The organism is Streptomyces sp. NBC_00704 (genome assembly GCF_036226605.1).
In the GTDB taxonomy this organism is placed as follows: domain Bacteria; phylum Actinomycetota; class Actinomycetes; order Streptomycetales; family Streptomycetaceae; genus Streptomyces.
Window position 1 is genome coordinate 538,377 of the sequence record NZ_CP109000.1, and the last position, 15,682, is coordinate 554,058.

At 72.7% G+C, this 15,682-nt stretch carries 21 protein-coding genes; 8 read left to right on the forward strand and 13 right to left on the reverse strand.

Translation table 11 applies throughout. The features are described from left to right. The first annotated feature begins 33 nt into the window (after positions 1-33). Positions 34-891, forward strand: coding sequence for a tyrosinase MelC2 (gene melC2, locus OG802_RS02205; protein WP_329406596.1), 858 nt, complete (start codon positions 34-36; stop codon positions 889-891). 120 nt (positions 892-1,011) lie between these two features. On the opposite strand, the gene OG802_RS02210 is transcribed toward melC2, so the two are convergent. Beyond that, positions 1,012-1,722 (reverse strand): ribonuclease H family protein, encoded by a 711-nt coding sequence (locus OG802_RS02210; RefSeq protein ID WP_329406597.1) that lies wholly within the window; start codon positions 1,720-1,722, stop codon positions 1,012-1,014. Between the two features lie 61 nt (positions 1,723-1,783). Beyond that, on the reverse strand, positions 1,784-2,584 hold the full coding sequence (locus OG802_RS02215) for a VOC family protein (RefSeq protein WP_329406598.1): 801 nt from the start codon (positions 2,582-2,584) through the stop codon (positions 1,784-1,786). A 238-nt stretch (positions 2,585-2,822) separates the two neighbouring features. Here OG802_RS02215 and OG802_RS02220 point away from each other — a divergent pair, with 238 nt between their 5' ends. Next, positions 2,823-3,770: an aminoglycoside phosphotransferase family protein gene (locus OG802_RS02220; protein WP_329406600.1), complete on the forward strand. Its 948-nt coding sequence runs from the start codon at positions 2,823-2,825 to the stop codon at positions 3,768-3,770. Here OG802_RS02220 and OG802_RS02225 read toward each other — a convergent pair. Beyond that, positions 3,740-4,237: a VOC family protein gene (locus OG802_RS02225; RefSeq protein WP_329406601.1), complete on the reverse strand. Its 498-nt coding sequence runs from the start codon at positions 4,235-4,237 to the stop codon at positions 3,740-3,742. The two genes, OG802_RS02220 and OG802_RS02225, sit on opposite strands and share 31 nt — an antisense overlap. 265 nt (positions 4,238-4,502) lie before the next feature. Here OG802_RS02225 and OG802_RS02230 point away from each other — a divergent pair, with 265 nt between their 5' ends. Continuing rightward, a complete protein-coding gene (locus OG802_RS02230) occupies positions 4,503-5,141 on the forward strand; it encodes an ATP-dependent Clp protease proteolytic subunit (protein ID WP_329406602.1) in 639 nt (212 codons plus the stop codon). Position 5,142: 1 nt separating this feature from the next. Further along, positions 5,143-5,745 carry a ClpP family protease gene (locus OG802_RS02235; protein ID WP_329406603.1) on the forward strand — a complete coding sequence of 201 codons (603 nt, stop codon included), beginning with the start codon at positions 5,143-5,145 and terminating at the stop codon, positions 5,743-5,745. 21 nt (positions 5,746-5,766) lie between these two features. Here OG802_RS02235 and OG802_RS02240 read toward each other — a convergent pair whose 3' ends face one another. Next, entirely contained in the window at positions 5,767-6,189 is a 423-nt protein-coding gene (locus tag OG802_RS02240; RefSeq protein ID WP_329416908.1) for a helix-turn-helix domain-containing protein, read from the reverse strand. 299 nt (positions 6,190-6,488) lie between these two features. Here OG802_RS02240 and OG802_RS02245 point away from each other — a divergent pair, with 299 nt between their 5' ends. Then, positions 6,489-7,376, forward strand: coding sequence for an RNA polymerase sigma factor SigF (locus OG802_RS02245; protein ID WP_329406605.1), 888 nt, complete (start codon positions 6,489-6,491; stop codon positions 7,374-7,376). 298 nt (positions 7,377-7,674) lie between these two features. Here OG802_RS02245 and OG802_RS02250 read toward each other — a convergent pair whose 3' ends face one another. Together OG802_RS02250 and OG802_RS02255 are read right to left on the reverse strand one after the other, a co-directional pair. Beyond that, positions 7,675-8,136: an ATP-binding protein gene (locus OG802_RS02250; protein ID WP_329406606.1), complete on the reverse strand. Its 462-nt coding sequence runs from the start codon at positions 8,134-8,136 to the stop codon at positions 7,675-7,677. Between the two features lie 213 nt (positions 8,137-8,349). After that, a complete protein-coding gene (locus OG802_RS02255) occupies positions 8,350-8,760 on the reverse strand; it encodes a hypothetical protein (protein ID WP_329406607.1) in 411 nt (136 codons plus the stop codon). A 309-nt stretch (positions 8,761-9,069) separates the two neighbouring features. On the opposite strand from OG802_RS02255, the gene OG802_RS02260 reads away from it, so the two are divergent. After that, entirely contained in the window at positions 9,070-9,453 is a 384-nt protein-coding gene (locus OG802_RS02260) for a nuclear transport factor 2 family protein (protein ID WP_443055432.1), read from the forward strand. 195 nt (positions 9,454-9,648) lie between these two features. On the opposite strand, the gene mgrA is transcribed toward OG802_RS02260, so the two are convergent. Further along, positions 9,649-10,641: an L-glyceraldehyde 3-phosphate reductase gene (gene mgrA, locus OG802_RS02265; protein WP_329406610.1), complete on the reverse strand. Its 993-nt coding sequence runs from the start codon at positions 10,639-10,641 to the stop codon at positions 9,649-9,651. 134 nt (positions 10,642-10,775) lie between these two features. Here mgrA and OG802_RS02270 point away from each other — a divergent pair, with 134 nt between their 5' ends. Together OG802_RS02270 and OG802_RS02275 are read left to right on the forward strand one after the other, a co-directional pair. Then, complete coding sequence (locus tag OG802_RS02270) at positions 10,776-11,660, forward strand: LysR family transcriptional regulator (RefSeq protein ID WP_329406612.1); 885 nt, start codon at positions 10,776-10,778, stop codon at positions 11,658-11,660. 25 nt (positions 11,661-11,685) lie between these two features. Continuing rightward, positions 11,686-12,201 (forward strand): mycothiol transferase, encoded by a 516-nt coding sequence (locus OG802_RS02275; protein ID WP_329406615.1) that lies wholly within the window; start codon positions 11,686-11,688, stop codon positions 12,199-12,201. Here the strand turns inward: OG802_RS02275 and OG802_RS02280 are convergent. The 6 genes from OG802_RS02280 to OG802_RS02305 all read right to left on the reverse strand — a co-directional run bounded on the left by OG802_RS02280 (position 12,183) and on the right by OG802_RS02305 (position 15,637). Then, positions 12,183-13,253, reverse strand: coding sequence for an adenosine deaminase (locus OG802_RS02280; protein WP_329406617.1), 1,071 nt, complete (start codon positions 13,251-13,253; stop codon positions 12,183-12,185). The genes OG802_RS02275 and OG802_RS02280 overlap by 19 nt on opposite strands. A gap of 37 nt (positions 13,254-13,290) precedes the next feature. Then, a complete protein-coding gene (locus OG802_RS02285; RefSeq protein WP_329406618.1) occupies positions 13,291-13,686 on the reverse strand; it encodes a VOC family protein in 396 nt (131 codons plus the stop codon). 144 nt (positions 13,687-13,830) lie between these two features. Then, the gene (locus tag OG802_RS02290) at positions 13,831-14,010 is read right to left on the reverse strand and encodes a hypothetical protein (RefSeq protein WP_443055168.1); all 180 of its coding nucleotides are present in this window, start codon (positions 14,008-14,010) and stop codon (positions 13,831-13,833) included. A gap of 39 nt (positions 14,011-14,049) precedes the next feature. Next, positions 14,050-14,916, reverse strand: coding sequence for a hypothetical protein (locus tag OG802_RS02295; RefSeq protein WP_329406619.1), 867 nt, complete (start codon positions 14,914-14,916; stop codon positions 14,050-14,052). Then, entirely contained in the window at positions 14,913-15,476 is a 564-nt protein-coding gene (locus tag OG802_RS02300) for a sigma-70 family RNA polymerase sigma factor (RefSeq protein WP_329406620.1), read from the reverse strand. Before OG802_RS02300 ends, OG802_RS02295 begins: the two co-directional genes overlap by 4 nt. Further along, on the reverse strand, positions 15,473-15,637 hold the full coding sequence (locus tag OG802_RS02305) for a hypothetical protein (RefSeq protein ID WP_329406621.1): 165 nt from the start codon (positions 15,635-15,637) through the stop codon (positions 15,473-15,475). Before OG802_RS02305 ends, OG802_RS02300 begins: the two co-directional genes overlap by 4 nt. Between the last annotated feature and the right edge of the window lie 45 nt (positions 15,638-15,682).

Consider the following 15,682-nt stretch of genomic DNA (forward strand, 5'->3'; position numbering starts at 1 on the left):
CCCTCCTCTCCCGCACTCTTGGAGCTCCGCACCATGACCGTCCGCAAGAACCAGGCGTCCCTGACCTCCGACGAGAAGCGGCGTTTCGTCGACGCCCTCCTCGAACTCAAGCGCAACGGCCGCTACGACGCCTTCGTCACCACCCACAACGCGTTCATCCTCGGCGACACCGACAACGGCGAGCGCACCGGCCACCGTTCACCGTCGTTCCTGCCCTGGCACCGCAGATTCCTGCTGGAGTTCGAGCGGGCGCTTCAGTCCGTGGACGCGTCGGTGGCGCTGCCCTACTGGGACTGGTCCACCGACCGTTCGCCCCGCTCGTCGCTGTGGGCGCCCGACTTCCTCGGCGGCAGCGGACGCAGCCGGGACGGGCAGGTGATGGACGGTCCGTTCGCCGCCTCGGCGGGCCGCTGGCCCATCAACGTGCGGGTGGACGGGCGCACTTATCTGCGGCGCGCGCTGGGGGCGGGGGTGCGCGAGCTGCCGACCCGGTCCGAGGTCGACTCGGTGCTGGCGATGCCGACGTACGACATGGCGCCCTGGAACAGCGCCTCCGACGGCTTCCGCAACCATCTGGAGGGCTGGCGCGGGGTCAATCTGCACAACCGGGTCCATGTGTGGGTCGGCGGCCAGATGGCCACCGGGGTCTCCCCCAACGACCCGGTGTTCTGGCTGCACCACGCCTTCATCGACAGGCTGTGGGCCCAGTGGCAGCGCCGGCACCCGGGATCCGCCTACGTGCCGAACGGCGCGACGCCGGACGTCGTCGACCTGCACGAGACGATGAAGCCGTGGAACGACACCGCCCCGGCGGACCTGCTCGACCACACGGCGTTCTACACCTTCGACGCCCTCGACGCGGACCGGCCGTCCCCCGCCTCCGCCCGCTGACCGCCGCCCCCGGCCGGCGGCGTGCTCACCGTGTCCGGAGTTTCATCGAGGACCGCGGTCCGGCGACCGGCGGCCGGCGCGGTGCGGTGCAGTGCAGTGCGGTGACGGCCGCGCGCACGCTCAACCGGCGTCCGCCGTACGGCACTCCGGGTGTCCCCAGCCCTGCGCGTTCTTGGCGATGTCCTCGCCCGCCGCGTAGGGGCGGCCGCACTGACAGCGGCCCGGGAACTTGGCCTTGATCGTGCGCGAGGACGAACCGCCGCTCCGCCGGGACGACGTGTTCCCGGCGGGGCGGCCGTTCTTGGGTCCGGACGACTTCGGGGTGTCCGGCGAGGCGGGCGGCTCGGGGGAACCCAGCTCGCTGCCGGCCGGCTCCTGGACGATCGCGGCCTGGCTGGCGGCGCGGTCGGCGAAGTCGTTGAGCGGGTCGCCGTCGACCTGGTGGGCGGGCACGTAGCGGAAGTCGACCGAGCGCCCGTCGAGCAGCCCGTCGATGCGCACCACCAGTTCCTGGTTGGCGACCGGCTTGCCCGCGGACGTCTTCCAGCCGTTGCGCTTCCAGCCGGGCAGCCAGGTGGTGACGGCCTTCATGGCGTACTGGGAGTCCATGCGGACCTCCAGCGGCACGGCCGGGTCGGTAGCCGCCAGGAGGCGTTCCAGCGCGGTGAGTTCGGCGACGTTGTTGGTGGCTCTGCCGAGCGGGCCCGCCTCCCAGCGGGCCGGCGCCTCGGCGTCGTCCGCGACCACCCACGCCCAGGCCGCCGGACCCGGGTTCCCCTTCGAGGCCCCGTCGCACGCGGCCACCACTCGTTCACGCATGCGCACGATCATGCCATGGGCCCTCGACGGCCCCGGCCGCGCGGCCGGGGTGTACGGTCCGCCGGCCGTGGGGTCACGGCACCTCGTCGGCCTGCGGCATCTCCCCGGCCGTCCTGGTCACGTCGATCACCGAGAAGTTCGCGCCCTGCGGGTCGCTGAGGGCCGCGAACCGGCCGAACGGCGTGTCCATGGGGCCGAACCGCAGCACACCGCCCTGCCGGGCGGCCCGCGCCACCGCTTCGTCGCAGTCGTCGACGGTGAAGTAGACGTTGACGTACGGCGGCACCTCGGGCGGGAACTCCTCCCCCATCCGCATGCGGCCGAGCACGGTGTCGCCGCCGATCTCGAACATGCGGAAGTCGACGGCGTCGTCCCGCATCTGCTTGGCCTTGTACGGGAAGACGGCCGGGAGGAACGCGTCCGTCTTCTCGGGCTCGCGGGTGAAGACCTCGGCCCAGCAGAACGCGCCGGGCTGCTCGGGCGGGGCCTCGAAGCCCTCGTGGACGCCCGCCTGCCACACCCCGAACACCGCGCCGCCCGGTTCGCGGCCCAGGCACATCGTGCCGAACTCGCCGACCTGCATCGGCTCCATCAGCACCTCGCCGCCGTGCTCACGGATCCTGGCCGCGGTCGCGGCGGCGTCCGGGGAGGCGAGGTACAGGCACCACTGGGACTGCCCTTCCTGACCGGGCATCGGCGGGACGACGGCGGCCACCGCCTTGCCGTCGACGTAGGCCTGGGTGTAGTTCCCGTACTCCGACGTCGCCTCGCCGAAGGTCCAGCCGAGGACGTCGCCGTAGAACCTCTTGGCGCCCTCCACGTCGCTGAACATCGCGTCGGCCCAGCAAGGGGCCCCCTCTGGTCGTACGGCCATCACGACGGCCCTCCTGATGAGACGGACACGGAACGGTGCGGTGGAGACAGGACGGGGATGCCGCGCGGCCGACGGCGGGGTGCGGCGGGGCCGGTCCGGGTTCTCACGCTAGCCATCCGGCCCCCGGCCCGCGCGTCGAGCACACGGGCCGCCGACGGGCGCCGGCGGGCGACGGGGGCGGGCGCGGGCGGGGCCGGGCCGTGAATTCGCTGGACGGCGGGTCGGCCGGACTCGTCCAATGGGGTGCGTGTGCGCCGCTGTGAAGAAGATGCGTCCGGACGAGGTCGACCTCGACTCCGAACTGGTGAGCCGGCTCGTCGCCGCCCAGTTCCCGCGCTGGGCCGGGCTGCCCGTGCGGCGGCTGGCCTCCTCCGGCACGGAGAACGCGATGTTCCGGCTGGGCGACGACAAGGTGGTGCGACTGCCCCGCCATCCCGGCGCGGTCGAGAGCGTGGGACACGAGCAGCAGTGGCTGACCCGGCTCGGGCCCGCGCTGCCGGTGGCCGCGCCGCAGCCGCTCGCGCGGGGCGGCCCGGGAGAGGGGTTCGCCTGGCCGTGGTCGGTCTACCGCTGGCTGGACGGCCGCAACCCGGTCGCGGGCGCCCTGGACCGGCCGCTGACGCTGGCGGCGGAACTGGCGGCGTTCGTCACCGCGCTGCGCGGGATCGACGCGCGGGGCGGGCCGCCCAACAGCCGGGGCGTTCCCCTGGCCGAGCGGGACGGGCCGACCCGCGACGCCCTCGCCCGGCTCACCGGACGGATCGACGTCGACGCGGTCACCGCCCTGTGGGAGGAGGCGCTGCGGACGCCCGGGCACGCGGGGCCGCCCGTGTGGGCCCACGGGGACCTCTCCCCCGGGAACGTGCTGGTCCGGGACGGGCGGCTCAGCGCGGTGATCGACTTCGGCGTCGCCGGCGTCGGCGACCCGGCCGTCGATCTGATCGTCGCGTGGAACCTGCTGCCCGCCCCGGCGCGCGGCGCGTTCCGCGCGGCCGTGGGCGCGGACGACGCCGAGTGGGCGCGCGGCCGGGGCTGGGCGCTGTCGATCTCGCTCATCCAGCTGCCGTACTACTGGGAGACCAACCCGGCGCTCGCGGAGAACTCCCGGCATGTGATCCGCGAGATCCTGGCCGAGGCCCGAACGGCCGACGCGCCCTACGCGCCCGGCTGTTCGGCGCCCTCGTAGGCCCTGCGCAGGGCGGCGACGTCGAGCTTGCCCATGGCGTACATCGCCCGGGTGGTGCGGGCGGCCTTCTCGGGGTCGGGGTCGCTGATCATCTCGATCACCCCGTCCGGGACGACCTGCCAGGACAGGCCGTACCGGTCCTTCAGCCAGCCGCACGGGCCGGGCTCGCCGCCGTTCTCGGTGAGCTTGGCCCAGTAGTGGTCGACCTCCTCCTGGTCCGCGCAGTGGATCTGGAAGGAGATCGCCTCGCTGAAGGTGAACTGCGGGCCGCCGTTGATCCCGACGAACTTCTGTCCGTTGGCCGTGAACTCCACGGCCAGCACGGAGCCGGCCGGGCCGGGACCGGCCTCGTTGTAGCGGCCGATGCTGCCGATCGAGGAGTTCTTGAAGATCGAGACGTAGTAGTGGGCGGCTTCCTCGGCCTGGCCGTCGAACCAGAGACACGTGGTGAATCCGTCGGTGGTCATCGAATACCTCCTGGGCGTGTGACGCGGTCGGTCTGGGTTGTCCGGTCTGGGGTGTCCGGTCTGGGGTGTCGACTCCGGCAGGCCCGAAAACTCATCGGTCGACGGCCGGGGCGCGTTCTCCCCGGCCCTCGGCGCAACGCCTGCGGGCGGCGCGGGCGGGGGCTCTGCCCGCAGCGAATCTGCCGCGGGCAGAGAAACGGCCTCCGGGCCCGGTTCCCGGTCGACAGTGGAGCCGACGGCATCCGCGCCACGACGAGGAGAACCGATGACTCCACTCACCACGTTCGCCCCCCGGGCCGAGGAGGGCGACACGGCGCCCACCCGGTTCGACGACCAGCTGGCCGCCCAGTTGCTCGGACGACGCATCGTCCTGCTCGGCACCCAGGTCGACGAGGTCTCCGCGAACCGGGTCTGCTCCCAGCTGCTGATCCTGTCGGCCGAGGACCCGCGTACCGACATCAGCCTGTACATCAACAGTCCGGGCGGATCGGTGCACGCCGGGCTGGCGATCTACGACACGATGCAGCTGATCCCCAACGACGTCTCGACCCTCGCCATGGGGTTCGCGGCCAGCATGGGCCAGTTCCTGCTGAGCGTCGGCGCGCCCGGCAAGCGGTACGCGCTGCCCAACGCGCGGGTCATGATGCACCAGCCGTCGGCCGGGATCGGCGGCACCACCGCGGACATCGAGATCCAGGCCGAGAACCTGGAGTTCACCAAGCGGACCATCGAGCGGATCACCGCCGAGCACACCGGCCAGTCCCCGGAGACCATCTCCCGCGACGGGGACCGCGACCGCTGGTTCACGGCCGAGCAGGCCAGGGAGTACGGCATGGTGGACCGGGTCGTGGAGTCCCTCGCGGACGTCCAGCCCACCGCCTCCAAGCGACGGATGGGGCTGTGACATGGGGACCTACACGATTCCGAACGTCGTCGAGCGCACCCCGCAGGGCGAACGGTCCTACGACGTGTTCAGCCGGCTGCTGTCCGAGCGGATCATCTTCATCGGCACGGAGATCGACGACGGCGTCGCCAACGTCGTCATCGCGCAACTGCTCCATCTGGAGTCGTCGGCCCCGGAGAGCGAGATCGCGATCTACCTCAACTCCCCCGGCGGCTCGTTCACCTCGCTGATGGCGATCTACGACACGATGACGTACGTGCAGGCCCCGATCTCGACGTTCTGCGTCGGGCAGGCGGCCTCGACGGCGGCCGTGCTGCTCGCGGGCGGGGACCCAGGCCGGCGGTTCGTGCTGGAGCACGCGCGCGTGCTGCTCGGGCAGCCCGCGAGCGGCGGGCGGCAGGGCACGGTGTCGGACCTGGCGTTGCAGGCCAAGGAGATGGTCCGCATCCGCGCCCAGGTGGAGGAGGTGCTGGCCCGGCACACCCGCCACGACATCACGACGCTGCGCGCCGACATGGACCGCGACAAGGTGTTCACCGCCGAGGAGGCGGTGGCCTACGGGCTCGCCGACGAGGTGGTGAGCCGGCGTCTCGCCAAGGTGTGAGACGCCGGCCCCGGGAACGCGTCAGGCGGCCAGGCAGAGCCCGTCGTGCGAGGAGGCGGGCGTCGTGCGGCTTCGCACGGGATGCCGGCCGGCGAGCCTGATCAGCTCGCCCTGGGCCCGGGTCAGCAGGTCGCCCAGGCTCAGGCCGAGGGCCTGGGCGGCGGCCGCGAGGACCTCCGAGGAGGCTTCCTTGCGGCCGCGCTCGACCTCCGAGAGGTAGGGCAGGGAGATGCGGGCGGCGTCGGCGACGTCCTTGAGCGTGCGCTCCTGCGCCTGGCGCTCGCGGCGCAGGACGTCCCCGATCAGGTCCCGCCACAGGGGCTCCCGGACGGCGGGCCGGGAGGCGGCCGGAACGGGGGCGGGCGCGGAGGCCGGGACGTGTGGCCGGGCGGAGGGCGGGCGCAACGGGATCACCCGTGCGCGGTCCGGTCGGCGGCTGCTCACCTCTTGATTGCTCACCTCTCAAGCCTAGGAGGGCCGGTGGGTCCCGCAAGGGTGCGGTGTTGCGCCCTCGGTGGAATCCGCCGGGCCCCGGCGCGGGAGATCCGCCGGGCCTGGGGCGGGAGTCCGCCGGGCCTGGGCGGGAGATCCACGGGGGTGGTCTCCCGCCCCGAATTCGCCCCCGTCCGCGTGCATGGGTCCGCGAGGAGCGGGTACCCGCCACCTGAACGGGCGTGCACACGGGTGTTCGCTCACGGACCGAGAGCAACAGACGTCGAACCGTGACTGTCGAGGGAGAGACCATGCAGACCGCCGTGAACCGGTCGGAGGCAGAGGTCGTCGAGGGCGGCGCCGGTGCGAGCACGGACGGCGCGCCGCTGCCGGGCATCGAGGAGCCCCGCAGCATCGCCCCGCGCGACGCCCGCGAACTGTCCCGGCAGTTCTTCCAGCGACTCGCGGTGCTCGAAGAGGGCACGCACGAATACCAGTACGCGCGCAACACGCTCATCGAGATGAACATGTCGCTGGTGCGGTTCGCGGCCGGCCGTTTCCGGGGCCGCGGGGACGACATGGACGACATCGTCCAGACCGGGATGATCGGCCTGATCAAGGCCATCGACCGGTTCGAGGTGGCCCGCGAGGTCGAGTTCACGTCGTTCGCGGTCCCCTACATCGTCGGCGAGATCAAGCGGTTCTTCCGGGACACGACGTGGGCGGTCCACGTGCCGCGCCGGCTCCAGGAGCTGCGCGTCGAGCTGGCCAAGGCGCGCGAAGAGCTGGCCAGCCGCCTCGACCGGGAGCCCACGGTGGCCGAGCTGGCCACGCTGATGAACATCGCCGAGGCCCAGGTCGTCGAGGCCCAGATCGCCGCCAACGGCTACAACTCCTCCTCCCTCGACGCCGCGCTCACCGGCGACGGCCCGGAGAACGGCGAGTCGGTCCTCGCCGACTTCATCGGCGTGGAGGAAGAGGGACTGCGCCTCGTCGAGGACTACCACTCGCTGGCCCCCCTCATGGCCGAGCTGAGCGAGCGCGACCGGCAGATCATCCACATGCGGTTCGTGGAGGAGGCCACCCAGGCGGAGATCGGCGAGCGGCTGGGCTGCTCCCAGATGCACGTCTCCCGCCTGATCAAGCGGATCATCGCCCGGTTGCGCGAGGGCATGCTGGGCGAGATGGGCTGCGCCTGACGGCGTGACGGCGGCCGTGTCCGGCCCGACGGCCACGACCGCCGTACTGAGCGCCGGGGAAGCGCCATCAGCCGTTTTCTGGAAGACGCCGACCTGACCTGCACGGGGTCCGCTCGACGAGCGGTACCTGCTCGACAAGGGCCCGCTCGGCGAAAACGGCCCCGACGGGGTCCGGGGCGGCGAGGGCCAGGTCTGCGAGGGCGACGAGCACAGGTTCGTCGGCATGCCGCGGCGCGGCGTGCGGGAGTGGATCTGCTGGAGTGGACCGGTGTGGGGCGGGGCCGCCCCACCGGCCTGACTAGGCTTCGAGCTTCAGCACCGCGCGGACGCGCTTGCCGACCGGGACGCGCTCGGCGGTGACCTCCGCGGCCACGGCGTGCACGATCTCCAGACCGTGCCGGCCGATCCGCTCGGGGTCCTTGGGGTACCGCATGGGGAGCGCGTCGCTGCTGTCGTACACGCAGACCGTGACGGAGGAGTCCGTGCCCTCCAGTTCCAGGATGTAGGGCCCGTTGCTGTGCCGGTCGGCGTTGGTGACCAGTTCGCTGACCACGAGCATGACCTCGCCGACCACCCGGTCGCCGGCCGTGGCACACCACTCGGTCCGCAGCTGCTCCACGAAGTGGGAGGCGAACGCGCGGGCCTCGGCTATGCAGCCAGGCTCGCCGGTGTAGTGCGCAGCCCGCCTGAGCGGTTCCACGGGTACATCGAAACCAATCGGTATCACTGCCCCGTCCAGGTGCTCGATGTGCTCGATCATGCGTTTCTCTCTACGAGGCCGGACGTGCCGGACGCTGCTGTGCACCAGTGCTCGTACCCCGAGTCGCGTGGTGCAGTCCCCCTCATTTATCACCTCCCGCACGCAACGACCATGGAGTGCCTCACATCCTGTCCGCGACCGCGGCGGGCCACTCGGGCCGCCCGGTCGGCCCGGGTGGCCCGTGCCCGGCTCGGGGGCGCGGCGCCGGGCCGGTCAGCCGACGGGGAGGACGAGCGCCGGCAGGGTCCGCTGCATGCGCAGCGCGTCGACCGACTCGGCGAGCAGTTCGTATTCGGTGGTGTCGTCGCTGACTGCGATGCGCACCAGCCGGCCGCCCGCCAGCTCGTCGCCCACCTGCTCCTGCCGGTCCGGGTCGGCGCACCAGGCTCGCAGCAGTGCGGGCACGTCGCGCACGGTGTCGGCGACCGGGACGAGCGCGCCCCGCGGGACGTGCCCGTCGTCCGGCTGCGGATCGAGCCGTTCGGCCATCCAGGACGCCCGGTCCCGCAGCCACCACAGGGCGAGAGCCAGCGTCGGAGCCCGGTAGGTGCCGAGCGGTACGCCGATGCGGCGGCCGTCGCAGACGCCGTACGCGGTGACATGGCACAGGAATTCGTCGTGCACGTCCCTCTCCCCCGGTGCTCGTTTGCCGGCGGTGCCTCGCTTTCCGTGCGGCTCCTATGACGGAACGGTTCCCTGACGTTCGAGTATGTTCACTGCTGAAACACTGTCACCATGTCTTTTTGGCCAGTCTCTTGGCATATTCCCCCTCGATCGTGGCCGGAATGCGGCACCGGTCGGTGAGCGCTGTCATCACCCGTCGGGCAATCGACCCGCGCGTCGGACCCGGGGAAGGCCGGGGGGACCGGATCGACGCAGAGCCGGATCCCGGTTCCGACCAGTGACGACGACCTCGACGGAGGCTGATCCACCATCTCCGCGGACACCGCACGCCACGAAAACGCCGTCGCCCGCTGCTTCGCGGCATGGAACACCCGCCGTCCCGAGGCTTTGGCCAAGGCTGTCGACGCAGCGTGGGCGGCTGACGCCGGGTACACCGACCCTCTCGCCGACGCCGTGGGCCATGAGCCCTGTTCTCCTGGGAACTGGTGGGCGGGGACGGCGGAGCCTCTCGGCCGCAGAGTGGCGCCGGTGGCCGGATCCGACGTCATCACCCTCGACGCGTGGGGCCGGATCACGGCCGTCCTCGGATTCCTGGACCGCGTGCCGGCGGAAAGCCGAGACGCCGAAACAACAATTCCCCCGCTCCCGGAGGCCCACCCGAAAAGGGATCACCGGGAGCGGAGGAGATCGTGAGCGGCTGCGGAAACCGCCGGCGTCACAACGGGCAGGACGGCGGAAGGAACGGCGGACCGGACCGCAGAACGGAACGCTGAATGCCGAATTCGCCGCCGCCCCGCGCGGACGTCACGAACGCCCCGCCGGACAGCCGTGGATCACCAGCAGATCAACCGTGGCAGCCGGGAATCAACCGTTGATCAACCCCGTAGATCAACCGTTGATCACGGCGTCGATGCGGGCCAGTTCCTCGTCCGCGAAGTCGAGCCGGTCGAGCGCGCCGACGCTGTCCTCGATCTGGCGGGCGCTGCTCGCGCCCACGAGGGCGGAGGTCACCCGGCCGCCGCGCAGCACCCAGGCCAGGGCGAGCTGGGCGAGGGACTGGCCGCGCGACTCGGCGATGGCGTTGAGGGCGCGCAGTCTGCCGACCAGCTCCTCGGTGACCGCGTCGGAGCTGAGGAAGGGGCTGTCGCTCGCCGCCCGCGAGTCCTCGGGGATGCCGTTGAGGTAGCGGCCGGTCAGCAGGCCCTGCTCCAGCGGGGAGAACACGATCGAGCCGACCTGGAGCTCGTCCAGGGCGTCGAGCAGGCCCTCGGTCTCCGGACGGCGGTCCAGCATCGAGTAGCGGGGCTGGTGGATGAGCAGCGGGGTGCCCAGGTCGCCGAGGATGCGGGCCGCCTCCCGGGTCTGCTCGGCCGAGTAGTTGGAGACGCCGACGTAGAGCGCCTTGCCCTGCTGCACCGCGGAGTGCAGGGCGCCCATCGTCTCCTCCAGGGGAGTCTCCGGGTCGGGGCGGTGCGAGTAGAAGACGTCCACGTAGTCCAGGCCCATGCGCGACAGGCTCTGGTCGAGGGAGGACAGCACGTACTTGCGCGAGCCCCACTCGCCGTACGGGCCGGGCCACATCAGATAGCCGGCCTTGGTGGAGATGACCAGCTCGTCGCGGTACGCCCCGAAGTCGCTCCTGAGGAAGGAGCCGAGCGCGGACTCGGCGGCGCCGGGCGGCGGGCCGTAGTTGTTGGCCAGGTCGAAGTGGGTGATGCCGAGGTCGAAGGCGCGGCGCAGGATCGCCCGCTGGGTCTCGACCGGGCGGTCCGGGCCGAAGTTGTGCCACAGGCCGAGCGACAGCGCGGGGAGCTTCAGGCCGCTGCGTCCGGTGCGCCGGTAGGGCATGTCCGCGTAACGGTCGGGGTGTGCGGTGTACAACGCGACTCCAGGGGGTTGGCACGACGATCCGGTCCGGGACGATCTTCTCCGAACCTCCTCCCACTCTCACCCCGCCCGCGGGCAGTGGTCCAACAGAAGAATGCGATGCGATTCAGCGGCTAGGCTTCTCAATCATGGAACTGCGCCACCTCCAGCACTTCGTCGCCGTCGCCGAGGACCGGCATTTCACCCGTGCCGCCGAACGTCTGATGGTCTCCCAGTCGGGGCTGTCGGCGTCGATCCGGGCGCTGGAGCGTGAGCTGCGCGCGCCCCTGTTCGTGCGGACCACCCGCAGGGTGACGCTGACGGAGGCGGGCCGGGCGCTGCTGGCCGAGGCGGAGCGCGTCCTGGCGCAGGTGCGGGCGGCGCACGAGGCGGTGGCCGCCGTCCAGGGCGTGGTCCGCGGCACCCTCTCGGTGGGCACCGAGCAGTGCATCGCCGGGGTGCACGTGGCGGGGCTCCTCGCGGCGTTCCGGCGGCGCCACCCCGATGTGGAGATCCGGCTGCGCCAGACGGGTTCGGGCGCCCTCGGCGAGGAGGTGACGGCCGGCCGCCTGGACCTGGCGTTCGCCTACCGCACCCAGTCCGACACCGATCAGCTGCGCTGCGTGCCGCTGGCCGCCGAGCCGATGTACGTGCTGTGCCATCCCGACCACCGGCTCGCCGGGGCGCCGGCTGCGGTGACGCCGCAGGACCTGGCCGGCGAGGCGTTCGTCGACTTCCATCCCGACTGGGGGCCGCGGCGCGCCACGGACGCCGCGTTCGCCGAGGCGGGGGTGCGGCGCACGGTCGCGCTGGAGGTCAACGACGTGCACGACCTGCTGGACCTGGTGGACGAGAACCTGGGCGTCGCGGTCGTGCCGCGCCATTTCCGGCACAAGCGCGAGGCGCTCACCGCCCTGGCCCTCGAGGGCACGGGCGACGCGGCCTACGAGACGGTCGCCCTGCTGCCGCCCGTCCGGGCGACCAGCCCCGCGGCCAGGGCGCTGATGGGGCTGCTGGAAACGGGAGGCGGATGAGCGCGCGCTGCGCGATGGTGGACGTATGCATGCCAAGGACATCCTCATCGACGGCTTCGACCGCATCCGGGAAGAGGTCCACGCGGCCGCCGGGGACCTGGGACCCGACGTCCTCGACGCCCGGCCCGCCCCGGGGGCCAACTCGGTCGCCTGGCTGGTGTGGCATCTGACCCGGGTCCAGGACGACCATGTCGCGGGCGCCTTCGGGCTCGACCAGGTGTGGCTCGCCCAGGACTGGGAGAAGCGGTTCGGCCTGGACCTGCCGCCCGAGGACACCGGGTACGGCCACAGCAGCGCGCAGGTGGCGAAGGTGCAGGTCCCGGACGCAGCTCTGCTGACCGGGTACCACGACGCGGTGCACGCGCAGACCCTGACGGCGCTGCGCGCGCTCACCGCGGCGGACCTGGAACGCGTCGTGGACGAACGCTGGGATCCGCCGGTCACGCTGGGCGTGCGGCTGGTCAGCGTCCTGTCCGACGATCTTCAGCACGTCGGACAGGCCGCCTACGTCCGCGGGATCCTTCAGAGCGCGGACGCGTAGCCCGGCAGGACGACGTCCTCGATGAGGGCGTTGCGCTCGTCGAACGGGATGAACGCGCTCTTGAGGGCGTTGACCGTGACCGTGCGCAGGTCCTCGGCGCCCCAGCCCGCGTGCTGGACCAGCAGGGCCATCTCGCGGGTCATCGTGGTGCCGGAGACCAGACGGTTGTCCGTGTTGAGGGTGACGCGGAAGCCGAGGTCCTTCAGGGCGGTGATCGGGTGCTCGGCGATCGAGGCGGCGGCGCCGGTCTGGAGGTTGGAGGTCGGGCACATCTCCAGCGCGATGCGGCGGTCGCGCACCCAGCCCGCGAGCCGGCCGAGCTTGCCGTCCACGATGTCGTCGGTGATGCGGACGCCGTGGCCGATGCGCTGGGCGCCGCACGCCTGGAGCGCCTGGTGGATGCTGGGCAGGCCGTGGGCCTCGCCCGCGTGGATGGTGAAGGGCACGTTCTCGCGGCGCAGGTGCTCGAAGGCGGCGAGGTGGTCGGCGGGCGGGAAGCCGTCCTCGGCGCCGGCGATGTCGAAGCCGACGACGCCCGCGTCACGGAAGGCCACCGCGAGGTCCGCCGCCTCGCGCACCCGGTCGAACATCCGCATGCCGCACAGCAGCGTGCCGACCCGGACCGGCGTCCCGGCCGCCGCCGCCTTGGCCATGCCGGCCGCGAGGCCCTCCTGGACCGTCTCGACGACCTCGGGGAGCGTCAGTCCGCCGTTCAGCATCAGCTCGGGGGCGTAGCGGACCTCGCCGTAGACGACGCCGTCCGCCGCGAGGTCGAGGACGTACTCCTCGGCGGTGCGCAGCAGGCCCTCCGGGGTCTGCATGACGGCGAGGGTGTGCTCGAAGGTGGCTATGTAGCGCACCAGGTCGCCCGAGTTGGCGGCCTCGAAGTACCACGCGGCCAGCTCGTCGGGGTCGGTGGTGGGCAGGGTGTGGTCGACCGCCTCGGCGAGTTCCACGACGGTCGCGGGGCGCAGGCCGCCGTCGAGGTGGTCGTGCAGGACGGCCTTGGGGAGCCGGCGGAGGGTGTCGGTGTCGATGCGGGGCGCGGTCATGTGCGTGTTCCTCGGCGAGTGGTTCGGCGGGCGGTGCTCAGGCGGTGGCCGGCTGGAGCAGGTCCCAGCGGTTCCCGTACAGGTCCTGGAAGACGGCGACGGAGCCGTAGGGCTCGTGGCGGGGCTCCTCCAGGAAGGTCACGCCGGCGGCCAGCATGCGGGCGTGGTCGCCGGCGAAGTCCTCGGTGTGCAGGAAGAAGCCGACCCGACCGCCGGTCTGGTCCCCGACGCGGGCGCGCTGGGCGTCGTCCTTGGCGCGGGCGAGCAGCAGCCCCACGCCCTCCTGGCGGTCCCCCGGCCGCACGACGACCCAGCGGGCGCCGTCGGCGCGGGGCTCGTCCTCGACGAGCCGGAAGCCGAGCGCTCCGGTGTAGAAGCGGATCGCCTCGTCGTAGTCGTCGACGACGAGGGTGACCAGGGCGATGCGGCTCATCGGGACCTTTCACGGGCGGGCGCGGAGCGGTCCGGAGTGATTCTCCGGAAGGGGTTGACGGGTGAGGTTATACGTAAAACCTCCCGCGCGCCACTCTCCCCCGCGCGGCTCGGCGTCCGCCGGCCGCGCGGCGCTGCGGCGGGATCAGTCCGCGCCGTCACGCCCGTCCTGACCGGCCTTGTCGTCGCGAGCGCCTGGACCGACCTCGCCGTCGTGACCGGTCTGCCCGGTCTGCCCGGTCTGCCCGGCCTCACCGGCCGCGCGGTGGGCCGCGTCCAGGCGGCGCAGTTCCTCCGCCGTGAGGCGCAGTGCCCCGGCGGCCACGTTCTCGGCGAGGTGGGGGCGGGCCCCGACGGCGGCGCCTCAGTGCGCCACTGTCTCCTCGCATCGGCGCAGTGCCTCCGAGACGTCTCGGCTCCACTGCCGGCCCGCGCGGGGGGTGGCCGAGGTGACCGTGTGCACGGCGGGTTCGCGGCGTTCGGGCAGTGCGACGGCCCTGGCCCGCCGTCGCTGGCCGTCCGGCGCGGCGCCGTGCGCCAGGGCCGCCGCCACGATCCCGGCCAGGTCCGCGTCGGGGAGGGGCAGGTCCAGGTCGTCGTCGACGAAGCCGACCACGGCCGGCACGTACTCCACCAGCGCCCGCAGCGCCTTCGGCAGTCCGCGGTGGCCGCGCCGCAGTCCGCTGAGCACGTGCAGCGCGGTGGCGATCTCGACCTCGGTGGCCTCCCGGCTCAGCGTGGCGGGAGTGATCTCCGTGTGGCTCAGCCACCAGTCGGCCTCCTCGTCCTCCCCCATCGACCGGTGGTGGAGGTAGAGGCAGTACGAGGAGACGGTGTCGGACGCGCCCGCGCCGTACTGCCACCAGAAGCGGGCGCCGTCCTCGCACCCGGCCAGGAAGAGCAGGCTGCCCAGGATCCGCGCCCCGGAGGGTTCGGGCAGGGCGCTGCCGAGGAAGCCGCCGAGGCCGTCCGGCGCTCCGGTGCGGGTGAGCAGCGCCTCGCACAGCGCCGCGAGGTCCCGGGCCGCGGGGTGCGTGCGCGGGGTGCGCCGGGCGGCCGGTGCGGGCCGCGGGCGCGCCCCCGCCGGGTGCTCGTCGGCGGCGTCCGCCGCGACGCGGGCGGCGATCCGGGCTTCGGCCGCCTCGATGTCCGAGCGGCGGTAGGGGGCCGTGGGCGTCAGCCGCGCCCGGGCCAGCAGGGTGTCGATGTCACCCGTGGTGTCGAAGGTCATGACCGCTCCGCCTCCTCCTCGGCGCACCTGGTGTAGATCTCCCGCAGCCGGCGCTTGGCGTAGCGCTCCAGGGAGCGCACCCCGGCCTCCGTGATGCCCAGGTGGAAGGCCACGTCCGCGGTGCTGTAGCCCTCGCAGTAGCGCAGCCGGACGACGTCGCGCTGGCGCTCGGGCAGCGTGGAGATCGCGTGGAACAGCCGCAGGTTCTGCTCGATCACCTCGTAGGCGTCCTCGGCGCCCTGGAGGGTGACGGTCTCGAAGACGGCGGTGTCCATCAGCGTGGCCCGCCGGCCGCGGGCCCTCGCGTGGTCGATGACGCGGTTCTTCATCACGCGCCACGCGTAGGCGGCGGGGTTCTCGGCGCGCAGTATCCGCGACCACTCCCTGGCGAGCTGGACGAACGCCTCGTCGACCGCCTCCTCGGCGTCCGCGCGGCAGCGCAGACAGCGCTCGGCCTCGCGTACGTAGAGGGGGCGGTGCATCTGGTGGAAGGCGCTGAAGTCCAGGGACAGCCGGGGCGTGGGCGGGTCCGCTGCGGGGCGCAGCTCCTCCTGGGTCACCGGTCGCCCCCGGGGAGGCGGCGGTCCATCTCACGGACGCCCACCCTCACGAGCGCGGCGACGAACCGGCGTCCCAGGGAGAGGGCCTGGGGGCCGAAGACCCGCAGGGCGAGCAGGGAGAGCGCCAAGTCGCGGGTGAGCTGTTCGAACTGGTCGTTCACGGACCCGTCGGTCCTTCCGCTGGCTGTGCGGGACCCACGGGCCCC

Coding starts and splice junctions, on each gene's coding strand:
- melC2 (WP_329406596.1), top strand. CDS start 34: ATGACCGTCCGCAAGAACCAGGCGTCCCTGACCTCCGACGAGAAGCGG.
- OG802_RS02210 (WP_329406597.1), bottom strand. CDS start 1,722: ATGATCGTGCGCATGCGTGAACGAGTGGTGGCCGCGTGCGACGGGGCC.
- OG802_RS02215 (WP_329406598.1), bottom strand. CDS start 2,584: ATGGCCGTACGACCAGAGGGGGCCCCTTGCTGGGCCGACGCGATGTTC.
- OG802_RS02220 (WP_329406600.1), top strand. CDS start 2,823: ATGGGGTGCGTGTGCGCCGCTGTGAAGAAGATGCGTCCGGACGAGGTC.
- OG802_RS02225 (WP_329406601.1), bottom strand. CDS start 4,237: ATGACCACCGACGGATTCACCACGTGTCTCTGGTTCGACGGCCAGGCC.
- OG802_RS02230 (WP_329406602.1), top strand. CDS start 4,503: ATGACTCCACTCACCACGTTCGCCCCCCGGGCCGAGGAGGGCGACACG.
- OG802_RS02235 (WP_329406603.1), top strand. CDS start 5,143: ATGGGGACCTACACGATTCCGAACGTCGTCGAGCGCACCCCGCAGGGC.
- OG802_RS02245 (WP_329406605.1), top strand. CDS start 6,489: ATGCAGACCGCCGTGAACCGGTCGGAGGCAGAGGTCGTCGAGGGCGGC.
- OG802_RS02250 (WP_329406606.1), bottom strand. CDS start 8,136: ATGATCGAGCACATCGAGCACCTGGACGGGGCAGTGATACCGATTGGT.
- OG802_RS02270 (WP_329406612.1), top strand. CDS start 10,776: ATGGAACTGCGCCACCTCCAGCACTTCGTCGCCGTCGCCGAGGACCGG.
- OG802_RS02275 (WP_329406615.1), top strand. CDS start 11,686: ATGCATGCCAAGGACATCCTCATCGACGGCTTCGACCGCATCCGGGAA.
- OG802_RS02280 (WP_329406617.1), bottom strand. CDS start 13,253: ATGACCGCGCCCCGCATCGACACCGACACCCTCCGCCGGCTCCCCAAG.
- OG802_RS02285 (WP_329406618.1), bottom strand. CDS start 13,686: ATGAGCCGCATCGCCCTGGTCACCCTCGTCGTCGACGACTACGACGAG.
- OG802_RS02295 (WP_329406619.1), bottom strand. CDS start 14,916: ATGACCTTCGACACCACGGGTGACATCGACACCCTGCTGGCCCGGGCG.